Source organism: Micromonospora sp. NPDC049201 (assembly GCF_055586805.1).
Genome location: NZ_JBVJHM010000003.1, coordinates 204,141 through 215,537 on the forward strand (window position 1 = coordinate 204,141; position 11,397 = coordinate 215,537).

An 11,397-nucleotide genomic window follows, 5' to 3' on the forward strand; every position below is an offset into this window, starting at 1 on the left:
TGAGGGTACCGCCGGCCGCGCTGGCAGGATGGTCGGTGTGCCTGAGCCCAGCTGGACCGTGGTCACGCCGGTGAAGCACCTCGGGGTGGCGAAGAGCCGCCTGCGCGGCGCGCTGCCCGGCGTACCCCATGAGGAGCTGGCGCTGGCCCTGGCGGCCGACACGGTGCGCGCGGCGCTGGCCTGCCCGGCGGTCGGGCTGGTGCTGGTGGTCACCGACGACCCGCGGGTGACCGCCACCGTGACCGCGGCGGGCGCCCGGGTCGCGGGCGATCCCGCCGGCGGGCTCAACGCCGCCTTCCGGCACGGCGCCGCGGTGGCCGGGCCGCGCGTCCCGGTGGCCGCCCTCACCGCGGACCTGCCGGCGCTGCGCCCGGCCGAGCTGGCCGCGGCGCTGCGCGCGGCCGAGGGAGTACGCGGATTCGTCGCCGACGCCCCGGGCAGCGGCACGGTGCTGCTGGCCACACCGCCCGGGGTGCCGCTGGCGCCGGCGTTCGGGCCCGGCTCGGCCGGTGCGCACGCGGCCGGCGGCGCGCTGCCGCTGGCCGGCGACTGGCCCAGCCTGCGGCGGGACGTGGACACCGCCGCCGACCTGGCCACCGCCGCCGGGCTGGGCCTGGGGCCGCGCACCGGCGCGCTGCTGGACCGCGCCGGCGACCCGGTCCGGTACGGTGCTGGCATGCAGGGCACGGTGGCCACCTACGACGCGTCGACGCGCAGCGGCGTGCTGCTGCTCGACGACGGCACCGAGCTGGCGTTCCCGGCCCGCGCCTTCGACGCCTCCGGGCTGCGGCTGCTGCGGCTCGGGCAGCGGGTGCGCGTGGAACGGGACGCGACCGGCGAGGTCACCCGGGTGACATTGCCGACGATGGCCTGAACAACCTGGTCGAGTTCATTTTCCGTTCACCCTCGTCAGGGAATCATGGGGTGGTGAGCACCCCTCGCGAGCACTCCGACGGTCCGCCGCCCATCCTCGACCCCGGCACGCCCCGCAACGGCCGCCCGACGCGCGGGGCGGACGGGCGGTTCCGGCCGTCCCGGCCGCCCGAGGAGCGCCTCGGGGCCGACCCGGACGCGGCCGGCGCCACCGGGCTGGACGAGCCGCTCGACCCGGTCGAGGGGCCCGGACCGATCGCCGGGACCGGCGCGCGGGACGAGCCGCCGGCCGCGGAGCCGCTGCCGGAGGACCGCTTCCTCAACCGGGAGCTGTCCTGGCTCGACTTCAACACCCGGGTGCTCGCGCTCGCCGAGGACCCCCGGACGCCGCTGCTGGAGCGGGCGAAGTTCCTGGCCATCTTCGCCGGGAACCTGGACGAGTTCTACATGGTGCGGGTGGCCGGGTTGAAGCGCCGGCTCTCCGCCGGCCTGCCGGTCCGCGGCGGCGACCGGCTGCCGCTGCGCACCCAGCTCGACCTGATCACCGAGAAGGCCGCCGACCTGGTCGCCCGGCACGCCGCCTGCTTCGTCGACGACGTGCTCCCCCGGCTCGCCGAGGAGGACGTCCGCATCCTGCGCTGGAGCGAGCTGGACGACGCCGAGCGGGAGCGGCTGCGCACCTGGTTCCGGGAGCACATCTTCCCGGTGCTCACCCCGCTGGCGGTCGACCCGGCGCACCCGTTCCCCTACATCTCCGGCCGGTCGCTGAACCTGGCCGTCTCGGTGCGCGACCCGGACGGCGGCTCCGAGCTGTTCGCCCGGGTCAAGGTGCCGAACAACGTGCCCCGGTTCGTCCGGGTCGCCCGGGACCGGCCCGGCGTCCGCTTCCTGCCGGTGGAGGACCTCATCGCGGTCCACCTGGGCCAGCTCTTCTCCGGCATGCAGGTGGTCGAGTGCCACCTGTTCCGGGTCACCCGCAACGCCGAGGTGGAGGTCGACGAGGACCGCGACGAGGACCTGCTCCAGGCGCTCGAACGGGAACTGGCCCGGCGCCGGTTCGGCCCGCCGGTGCGGCTGGAGGTGGCCGCCTCCATCTCCGACCACATGCTGGAGCTGCTCGTCCGCGAGCTGGACATGGACGACCACGACGTGCTGCGGGTCCGCGGCCTGGTCGACCTCTCCGCGCTCTGGCAGGTGTACGGCGAGGCCGACCGCCCCGACCTCAAGGACCGGCCGTTCGTGCCGGCCACCCATCCCCGGCTGACCGAGGGCGAGGTGCCGCGCAGCGTCTTCGCCACCCTGCGCGACGGGGACGTGCTGGTGCACCACCCGTACCACTCGTTCGCGACAAGCGTGCAGCGCTTCGTCGAGCAGGCCGCGGCCGACCCGAACGTGCTCGCCATCAAGCAGACGCTGTACCGCACCAGCGGCGACTCCCCGATCGTCGACGCGCTCGTCGACGCCGCCGCCGCCGGCAAGCAGGTGGTGGTGCTGGTCGAGGTGAAGGCGCGCTTCGACGAGGTGGCCAACATCGGCTGGGCGCGCACGCTGGAGCGGGCCGGCTGCCACGTGGTCTACGGCCTGGTGGGCCTGAAGACGCACTGCAAGACCGCCCTGGTGGTGCGGCAGGAGGGCAACCAGATCCGGCGCTACTGCCACATCGGCACCGGCAACTACCACCCGAAGACCGCCCGGCTCTACGAGGACTTCGGCATGCTCACCGCCGACCCGGAGATCGGCGCCGACCTGACCGACCTGTTCAACGTGCTCACCGGCTACAGCCGGCAGACGGCCTTCCGGCGGTTGCTGGTCGCGCCGCAGGGCATCCGCAGCGGCCTGATCGAACGGATCGAGCGGGAGATCGAGCACGTCCGGCTGGGCATGCCGGGCCTGGTGCAGTTCAAGGTGAACGCGCTCGTCGACGAGGAGATCACCGACGCGCTCTACCGGGCGTCCCGGGCCGGCGTGCACGTGGACCTGCTGATCCGGGGCATGTGCACGCTGCGGCCGGGCGTGCCGGGGCTGTCGGAGAACATCCGGGTCCGGTCGATCCTCGGCCGGTTCCTGGAGCACTCCCGCATCTTCCGGTTCGGCAACAACGGCGACGCCGAGTTCTGGATGGGCTCGGCCGACCTGATGCACCGCAACCTGGACCGCCGGGTCGAGGCGCTGGTGCAGGTGAGCGACCCGGTGGCCCGCGCCGAGCTGGACCACGTGCTGGCCGCCGCGTTCGATCCCGAGGTGGACGCGTTCGAGCTGGCCGCGGACGGCACCTGGCACCGGCGTACCGGCGACGGCGACGGCGACACCCCGTCGACCCATCTCCAGGACCTGTTGCTGCGTCGGGTCGGCGGCCGGGCGGACTGAGCGGCGCGCGACACGCGGCGGGCGGGCATACGGTGATCGGATGAGCGACGACGAGCCGGTGCGGATCCGGGCGGCGGGCGGGGTCGTCTGGCGCCCCGGCCCCGGCGGTGTCGAGATCTGCCTGGTGCACCGCCCCCGCTACGGCGACTGGTCGCTGCCGAAGGGCAAGCTGGACGCCGGCGAGCACCCGCTGGCGGCCGCCGTCCGGGAGGTGGCCGAGGAGACCGACGTGCGGGCGGTGCCGCAGGTGCGCCTGCCCACGGTCCGCTACCGCAGCGAGGGTCGCGCCAAGGCGGTCGACTGGTGGTCGATGCGGGCGGTCGGCAGCGGCGGTTTCCAGCCCGGCACCGAGGTGGACGACGTGGCCTGGTTCCCGGTCGACGCGGCGGCCCGCCGGGTCAGCTACCCGCACGACGCGGAGGTGATCGCCGCGTTCGCGGCGCTGCCGCCGGTCACCGCGACCGTGCTGCTGGTCCGGCACGCGCACGCCGGCAAGCGGGGCACCTGGTCCGGTCCGGACACCTCCCGGCCGCTGGACGCCGAGGGGCGGGCCCAGGCGCGGGCGCTGGTGCCGCTGGTGGCCCTGGTCCGCCCGGCCCGCCTGCTCTCCGCCTCGGCCCGCCGGTGCGTGCAGACGCTGGACCCGGCGGCGGCCCGGCTGGACCTGCCGATCGAGGTCTGCGGCGACCTGGACGAGCCGGGGCCGGGCCAGCAGCCCGAGGAGTGCGCGTTGGCCGCCGCCGCGCGGTTGGCCGCGCTGGCCGCCGCCGGGGAGCCGGTCGCGGTGTGCAGCCAGGGCAAGGTGATCCCGGGCGCGCTGGAACGGCTCACCGGCCGCGCCGACGACTTCGCCACCGCCAAGGGCGGCGGCTGGCTGCTCCCCTTCGCCGGCGACCGTCTCCTCCTCCCCGACCGCTTGTAAGGCCGGGCCCCCTGTTAACGCCTCCGGTATAGAAGGGGCCCCTTCTCACCAAGCGGGCGGCAAACGGCGGGCGGCGGGCGGCGGCGGCTTAGGGCAGCGCGAGGGTGACGCGCACCGGGAGGTGGTCGCTGGCCTCGGTGCGCGGGGCGCGCGCCTCGACGGCGGTCACGCCCGGCGAGACGAAGACGTGGTCGATCTGGGTCCGCGGGTCGTCGGCCGGGCTGGTCCGCAGCGGTCGGGCCACGGCCAGCGCGTCCACCAGACCGACGCCGGTGAACTCGGCGAACGCCGGGTCGGCCGGCTCGGTGTTCAGATCACCGCCGAGCACCAGCGGCCGGCCGGCCGCGTACCCGCGGGCGAACCTGGCCGCCTCGCGGGCCTGCTCCACCGGGTCCCGGCCGGGCGGCGGTTGCAGGTGGGTGGCGACCACGGCCAGCTCCCGCCCGCCGAGGTCGAGCGTGACGCCGAGGACCTGCGCGCCGGTCGGCGCGCCGTGCGCGGGCAGCGGCCGGGTCCGACCGGAGCGCGCCGGAAACCGGCTGAGCACCGCGTCGCCCCAGACCGGGTCCGCGGCGGGCGCGAAGACGTACGGCATCCGCAGCCGCGCCGCCAGCAACGCCACCGTGTCGTGGCCGCCGTTGAGCCACCACCCGCGGTCCACCTCGCTGAGCAGCACCACGTCCGCCCCGCGCAACGCCCGGGCCACCGCGTCGAGGTCCAGCCGGCCGTCCAGGCCGAACCCCATCCGGATGTTGTACGCGGCCACCCGGACCGTGGCCGGCGCGACGCCGGGCCGCGGGGCGGACAGCGGCGTGTGGTGGAACACGGGCACGAGCCCGGTCGCCAGCACCAGCGCGGCCACACTCCACCGCCGGGCCCGCCCGGACAGCTCCGTCGGTGACCAGGACGGCCCGGCAACGGCCACCAGGCCGACCAGGAGCGCCGTGGCGACCGGCACCCACCCGTTGGGGTACCCCAGGTCGTAGGCGGCGTAGTAGGCGACCGTGGCCGCCGCGAAGACCACCATCCCGCCGACCGCAGCCCGACCGCGCCGCGTCGCGGCCCGTTCGGGCGGGACGTCGCCGCCGGGCGCGGCCGTGTCGGTGGCGGCCAGGCAGCCGCCGAGGCCGGCGGCGGTGAGCAGGTACGCCGGCCCGAGCCGCCCGGCGGCGAACAGCACCGCCCCGGCGAACAGCGCGACCGGCCAGAGCACCCGGGCCGGCCGGGCCAACCGGGCCGGGGGCCGGTACAGCGCGGTCACCAGGAACAGCGCGACCGCCGACGCGCCCCACGGCACGACGCCGACCGGGGCGCGGGACAGACCGGGGAAGCCGGCCGGGCCGACACCCGAGGCTGCCGCCCACACCGCCGGGGCGAGCGCGATCTGGTTGGCCAGCAACAGTGCCGGGCCGCAGAGCAGCCACGCCCGGCGGCCGGCCGCCGACGGCTCCCCCGGCGCCGCGCCGGGCGGTGGCGCGGGCACGGTCGCGGCCAGGAACGCCGCCACCAGCGCCACGCTCAGCGTCCAGCCGAGCGCGCCGCCGCGCCAGACCAGATCCTCGGTGCCGAGCAACGCGTGCCCGGCGGCGGCGCCGGCCAGGCCGAGCGCCAGCCCGGGCACCGGCCGGTCGACGCGGGCGGCGGTGGCGGCGAGCCAGGTCAGTCCGGCGAGCAGGCCGGCGCACGCGAGCCAGAGCTGGACGCCGCCACCGGGCGCGGCGGTGAGCGCCAGCCGGGCGGCGGCGAGCACGCCGGCCGCGGCGAGGCCGACCGGGCGGGTGCCGAGCCGACGGACCACGGTGGGCGCGGCCAGCGCGAGCAGGAACCAGCCGAGCGCGAACGCGCCGAGCAGTTCGGCGGGTGTCTCGGCGGCGCGGCCGAAGAGCGTGATGACCGACGGCAGCCAGACCCGCAGGACGTCCAGGAAGACCGCGACGCCCAGGGCGAGCGCGACGGTGGAGAGGTGACGGTGCCGCACGGGCGCCTCTTCTCGTGACCGAGGGGGTTTCGGCACGGCGATTCTGCGGGCCGGTACGGCGGGCGGTCAACGCGTACCGACGAAACGAGGGCGCCCACCGCGAACGGTGGGCGCCCTCGATCGGGCCGTCCGGTCAGCGCCGACTGGCGGCCTTCTTGGCCGGTGCCTTCTTCGCGGGTGCCTTCTTCGCCGCCGTGGTCTTCTTGGCCGTGGCGGACTTCGCCGCGGTCGTCTTCTTGGCGGCGGGCGCCTTCTTCGCCGTGGCGGACTTCGCCGCGGTCGTCTTCTTCGCCGCCGTGGCCGTCTTGGTCGCGGTGGCCTTCTTCGCCGGCGCGGCCTTCTTGGTCGCGGCGGTGGTGGTGGCCTTGGTGGCCTTCGCCGCCGTGGTCTTCTTGGCGGCCCCGGTGGTCTTCGCCGCCGTGGTCTTCTTCGCCGCCGCCGTGGTCTTGGTGGCGGCGGTGGTCTTCTTCGCGGCGGTGGTGTCCTTCGGAACCTTGCCGCTGGCGACCATCTCCTTGAAGCCCGCACCCGCCCGGAAGGTCGGGACGGAGGTCTTCTTGACCTTCACCGCCTCGCCGGTCCGCGGGTTGCGCGCTGTTCGGGCCCCACGGACGCGCTTCTCGAACGCTCCGAAACCGGTGATCGCCACTTTCTCGCCCTTGGTGACCGCCGCCTGGACCTCAGCGAGAACCGCGTCGAGCGCAGCCGTCGCCGTCTTCCGGTCCCCCAGGCGAACGGCGAGCGCCTCGATGAGCTCGGCCTTGTTCACGACTTCCTCCCGATTGTGCAACTGACTCGACGCGAGCCATTCTGCGCGCACCGTATGCCCTGTGCTGCCTGGACACAAACATTCGGTGGAAAAAAGCCCTTGTGTCGCAACGGATTCGCCCCCACCGGCCGGGCCGGTGGGGGCGAAAGGGGTTCGGGAGTCAGGCGATCGAGGGCAGGAACGCCGGCCGGGCGGCCTCGTACGCGCCGATCTCGGCCTCGTGGCGGAGGGTGAGTCCAATGTCGTCCAAGCCCTCCATCAGCCGCCACCGGCTGTGGTCGTCCAGCGGGAAGGCCCAGCTGGCCTGCCCGGCGTGGACCTGGCGGGCGGTGAGGTCGACGGTGACCGCGGTGGTGGGCTCGGACTCCACCAGATCCCACAGTTCCTCGACGGCCTTCAATTCCAACTCCACCGGAAGGAGACCCTCCTTGAGGGCGTTGCCCCGGAAGATGTCACCGAAGCGGGGCGAGATCACCGCCCGGAAGCCCCAGTCCCGCAGCGCCCAGACGGCGTGCTCGCGGGACGAGCCGGTGCCGAACTCGGGGCCGGCGACGAGAATCGACGCTCCCGCGTAGGCGGGGTTGTTGAGCACGAACGACGGGTCCTCCCGCCACGCGTTGAAGAGGCCGTCGGCGAAGCCCGTCCGGGTCACCCGCTTGAGGTACACGGCGGGGATGATCTGGTCGGTGTCCACGTTGGAGCGACGCAGCGGCACGGCGGTGCCGGTGTGTGCGGTGAACTTGTCCATCTCTCGGCTGCCCTTCTACAGGTCGGCGGGGGCGGCCAGCCGGCCGACCACGGCGGTGGCGGCGGCGACCGGCGGGGACACCAGATGGGTACGTCCGCCCCGGCCCTGGCGGCCCTCGAAGTTGCGGTTGGAGGTCGAGGCGGAGCGCTCCCCCGGCTTCAGCGTGTCGGGGTTCATGCCGAGACACATGGAGCAGCCGGCGAATCGCCACTCGGCGCCGGCGTCGGTGAAGACCTGGTGCAGCCCCTCGATCTCGGCCGCCTCCCGGACCGCGGCGGAGCCGGGGACCACGAGCATGCGGACGCCGTCGGCGACCCGGCGCCCGCGCAGCACCTCGGCGGCGGCCCGCAGGTCCTCCAGCCGGCCGTTGGTGCAGGAGCCGACGAAGACCACGTCCACCGCGAGGTCGCGCAGCGGCGTGCCGGGGGTGAGGTCCATGTACTCCAACGCCCGGCGGGCGGCCACCCGCTCCGGCTCGGTGACGAACTCCTCCGGGTCCGGCACGGCCGCGCCCAGCGGCACGCCCTGACCCGGGTTGGTGCCCCAGGTGACGAACGGGGTGATCCGGCCGGCGTCCAGCGTCACCTCGGTGTCGAACGTCGCGCCGTCGTCGGTGGGCAGCGTCCGCCAGAACTCCAGCGCCGCGTCCCAGTCGGCCCCCTGGGGCGCGTGGGGCCGCCCCTTCAGGTACGCGAACGTGGTCTCGTCCGGCGCGATCATGCCCGCCTTGGCGCCCCACTCGATGGACATGTTCGCGATCGTCATCCGTCCCTCCATGGAGAGGTCCCGGATCGCCTCGCCCCGGTACTCGACGATGTGGCCGCGCCCGCCGCCGGTGCCCACCTGCGCGATCAGCGCGAGCACCAGGTCCTTCGCGGTGACGCCGGGGGCCAGTTCGCCGACGACGTTCACGGCCATCGTCCTCGGCCGGGCCTGGGGCAGCGTCTGGGTGGCCAGCACGTGCTCCACCTCGCTGGTGCCGATGCCGAACGCGAGCGCGCCGAACGCGCCGTGGGTGGCGGTGTGCGAGTCGCCGCAGACGATCGTCATGCCCGGCTGGGTGAGGCCGAGTTGCGGGCCGATGACGTGCACGATGCCCTGGTTCTCGTCGCCGAGCGGGTGCAGCCGCACACCGAACTCGGCGCAGTTGCGGCGCAGCGTCTCGATCTGGGTGCGGGAGGTGGGATCCGCGATCGTGAGCAGGTCGCCGCGCCGGGAGCGGAACGCCGGGTCGTCGTACCCGGTAGGGGTGTTGTGGTCCTCGGTCGCGATGGTCAGATCGGTCCGGCGGACGCCGCGACCGGCCAGGCGCAGGCCGTCGAACGCCTGCGGGCTGGTCACCTCGTGCAGCAGGTGCAGGTCGATGAAGAGCAGGTCCGGCTCGCCGGCGGCGGAGCGGACCACGTGCGCGTCCCAGACCTTCTCGGCCAGGGTCCTCGGTTGAGTGACTCCCACCATCTGGACATCCTAAATTCTGGGAGGTAAATTTCGGCTTGTGGGACACAGTATGAGCGGTGTCGGCGTTCTCGACAAGGCGGTGGTCATCCTGGCCGCCTGTGTCGACGGCGCCAGCCTGGCCGAACTCGTTGAACGCACCAAGCTGCCCCGGGCCACCGCGCACCGGCTGGCGCAGGCGCTGGAGATCCACCGGATGCTGGTCCGGGACACCCAGGGGCGATGGCGTCCCGGGCCACGCCTGGGCGAGCTGGCGAATGCGGCGCCGGACGTGCTGCTCACCGCCGCCGAGCCACTGCTCGCCGCGCTGCGCGACGCCACCGGTGAGAGCGCCCAGCTCTACCTGCGCCGCGCCGACGAGCGGATCTGCGTGGCCGCCGCCGAACGCGCCAGCGGCCTGCGGGACACCGTCCCGGTCGGTTCGGTGCTGCCGATGGTCGCCGGCTCGGCGGCGCAGATCCTGCTCGCCTGGGAGCCACCGGAGGCGGTCATGCCGCTGCTGCCCCGCTCCAAGTTCACCGGCCGCACGCTGGCCGAGGTGCGCCGGCGCGGCTGGGCGCAGAGCGTCGCCGAGCGGGAGGCGGGCGTGGCGAGCGTCTCGGCCCCGATCCGCGACCGCACCGGCCGGGTGATCGCCGCGATCAGCATCTCCGGCCCGATCGAGCGCCTCGGCCGCCGCCCCGGCGAACGCCACGCCATGGCCGTCGTCCGGGCCGGCCAACGCCTCTCCGGCCTCTGACCCCCGCCGGGCGCGAGGATCCCGGCGAAACGGCGAACGGCCCGCCTCGCGAGAGCGAGACGGGCCGTTCGGTGAGCTGTAGCCCCGACCGGATTCGAACCGGCGCTACCGCCTTGAGAGGGCGGCGTCCTGGGCCACTAGACGACGGGGCCAGGCACTTTTCCTGCTTCACCACCCTCGCGGGCGGTGCGGGAGTAGTCTAGCGGCACCGCTTCCGGCGCCGCTGCGGGGGGTCGCCCCCGCGAGCCGGCCGAACACCGGGGGCCGAACAGCAGAACAGCCCGCCCCGAGAACGGGACGGGCTGACGGTGCTGTAGCCCCGACCGGATTCGAACCGGCGCTACCGCCTTGAGAGGGCGGCGTCCTGGGCCACTAGACGACGGGGCCAGAACTTTTCGTGCACTCCGGCAGTGGCAACTGCCGGAATCCAGCGACCGGGATTCTCACGAACCCGCGGTTGCGCTGGGGTACCAGGACTCGAACCTAGACTAACTGAACCAGAATCAGTCGGGCTGCCAATTACCCCATACCCCATTGGCCCCTTGCGGCGCCGGGAGTGAACTTTACCCTCCCGCCGCCAGCAGGCCAAATCCAACCCCCCGAAACGCACCTGAGCTGCGGAAACAAGGCATCGGACGGATCAGGCGACCGGAACGACCGGGTTGCTGAGTTCCCCGATCCCCTCGATCCGCACGGTGACCGTATCCCCCTCGGTGAGCGGGCTAACCCCCGCCGGAGTGCCGGTGAGCACCACGTCGCCGGGCAGCAGCGTCATCACGTGCGAGATGTACGACACCAGACCCGGCACGTCGAACACCATGTCCTTGGTCCGGCCGAGCTGGCGCACCTCCATCTCCTCCGGATCGCGTCCCACCTCGCAGCGCACCTCCAGGTCGCGGACGTCCAGCCCGGTGGTGATCCACGGCCCGATCGGGCAGAACGAGTCGAAGCCCTTGGCCCGGGTCCACTGCCCGTCGGACCGCTGGAGGTCCCGAGCGGTGACGTCGTTGGCGCAGGTGTAGCCGAAGATGGCCCGCTCGGCGGCGGCCCGGTCGGCCCGCCGCGCGCCGGGGGCGCCGATCACCACGGCGAGTTCCGCCTCGTGCTCCACCTGCTTGGAGAAGATCGGCAACCGGATCGCGTCCCGGGGGCCGATCACCGAGGTGGACGGCTTGAGGAAGAGCAGCGGCTCCTTCGGCACCTCGCTGCCGTGCTCGGCGGCGTGCTCGGCGTAGTTGCGACCGACGCAGACCACCTTGCTCGGCAGGATCGGCGACAGCAGTCGGACGTCGGAGAGCGCCCAGCGGGCGCCGGAGAACTGGATCTGTCCGAACGGATGGCCCTCGATCTCGGCGATGGTCAGGCCCTGCGGCCCGGCCTCCGGCTCGCCCTCGACGACCCCGAACGACATTCCCTTGGCATGAGCGAAACGAGCGATACGCACCGGGCCAATCTATCCCGCACCGGCCGGCCGGCCGCCGGAGACCGGCAGGTGATCCCGGCCTCCACCGGTGCGCCAGGATACGCCGGGTCCCGCCGACCGGGA

Annotated in this window: 8 protein-coding genes, 3 tRNA genes and 1 pseudogene; 4 read left to right on the plus strand and 8 right to left on the minus strand. The window is 74.2% G+C overall.

What is annotated here, in order from left to right; translation table 11 throughout:
* Window positions 1–28: 28 nt before the first annotated feature.
* From cofC to ACZ6O5_RS08080, 3 genes and pseudogenes are all read left to right on the plus strand, one after another.
* Window positions 29–649: pseudogene (cofC, locus tag ACZ6O5_RS08070) on the plus strand (2-phospho-L-lactate guanylyltransferase); the annotation flags it as partial.
* Between the two features lie 278 nt (window positions 650–927).
* A complete protein-coding gene (locus ACZ6O5_RS08075) occupies window positions 928–3,240 on the plus strand; it encodes an RNA degradosome polyphosphate kinase (RefSeq protein ID WP_465975337.1) in 2,313 nt (770 codons plus the stop codon).
* Between the two features lie 40 nt (window positions 3,241–3,280).
* Complete coding sequence (locus ACZ6O5_RS08080; protein ID WP_465975339.1) at window positions 3,281–4,162, plus strand: NUDIX hydrolase; 882 nt, start codon at window positions 3,281–3,283, stop codon at window positions 4,160–4,162.
* 88 nt (window positions 4,163–4,250) lie between these two features.
* Here ACZ6O5_RS08080 and ACZ6O5_RS08085 read toward each other — a convergent pair whose 3' ends face one another.
* The 4 genes from ACZ6O5_RS08085 to leuC all read right to left on the minus strand — a co-directional run bounded on the left by ACZ6O5_RS08085 (window position 4,251) and on the right by leuC (window position 9,115).
* Window positions 4,251–6,140, minus strand: coding sequence for an endonuclease/exonuclease/phosphatase family protein (locus tag ACZ6O5_RS08085; protein ID WP_465975341.1), 1,890 nt, complete (start codon window positions 6,138–6,140; stop codon window positions 4,251–4,253).
* 133 nt (window positions 6,141–6,273) lie between these two features.
* Window positions 6,274–6,909 (minus strand): HU family DNA-binding protein, encoded by a 636-nt coding sequence (locus tag ACZ6O5_RS08090; RefSeq protein WP_465975342.1) that lies wholly within the window; start codon window positions 6,907–6,909, stop codon window positions 6,274–6,276.
* Between the two features lie 160 nt (window positions 6,910–7,069).
* Window positions 7,070–7,657: a 3-isopropylmalate dehydratase small subunit gene (gene leuD, locus ACZ6O5_RS08095; RefSeq protein ID WP_465975344.1), complete on the minus strand. Its 588-nt coding sequence runs from the start codon at window positions 7,655–7,657 to the stop codon at window positions 7,070–7,072.
* 15 nt (window positions 7,658–7,672) lie between these two features.
* The gene (gene leuC / locus ACZ6O5_RS08100) at window positions 7,673–9,115 is read right to left on the minus strand and encodes a 3-isopropylmalate dehydratase large subunit (RefSeq protein ID WP_107156143.1); all 1,443 of its coding nucleotides are present in this window, start codon (window positions 9,113–9,115) and stop codon (window positions 7,673–7,675) included.
* 49 nt (window positions 9,116–9,164) lie between these two features.
* Here leuC and ACZ6O5_RS08105 point away from each other — a divergent pair, with 49 nt between their 5' ends.
* Entirely contained in the window at window positions 9,165–9,851 is a 687-nt protein-coding gene (locus ACZ6O5_RS08105; RefSeq protein ID WP_091084913.1) for an IclR family transcriptional regulator, read from the plus strand.
* Window positions 9,852–9,930: 79 nt separating this feature from the next.
* On the opposite strand, the gene ACZ6O5_RS08110 is transcribed toward ACZ6O5_RS08105, so the two are convergent.
* The 4 genes from ACZ6O5_RS08110 to ACZ6O5_RS08125 form a co-directional block, all read right to left on the minus strand.
* A tRNA-Glu gene (locus ACZ6O5_RS08110) sits at window positions 9,931–10,003 on the minus strand.
* Between the two features lie 162 nt (window positions 10,004–10,165).
* Window positions 10,166–10,238, minus strand: a tRNA-Glu gene (locus tag ACZ6O5_RS08115).
* 75 nt (window positions 10,239–10,313) lie between these two features.
* Window positions 10,314–10,385, minus strand: a tRNA-Gln gene (locus tag ACZ6O5_RS08120).
* 106 nt (window positions 10,386–10,491) lie between these two features.
* Window positions 10,492–11,295: a fumarylacetoacetate hydrolase family protein gene (locus ACZ6O5_RS08125; RefSeq protein ID WP_107156144.1), complete on the minus strand. Its 804-nt coding sequence runs from the start codon at window positions 11,293–11,295 to the stop codon at window positions 10,492–10,494.
* Window positions 11,296–11,397 lie beyond the last annotated feature (102 nt).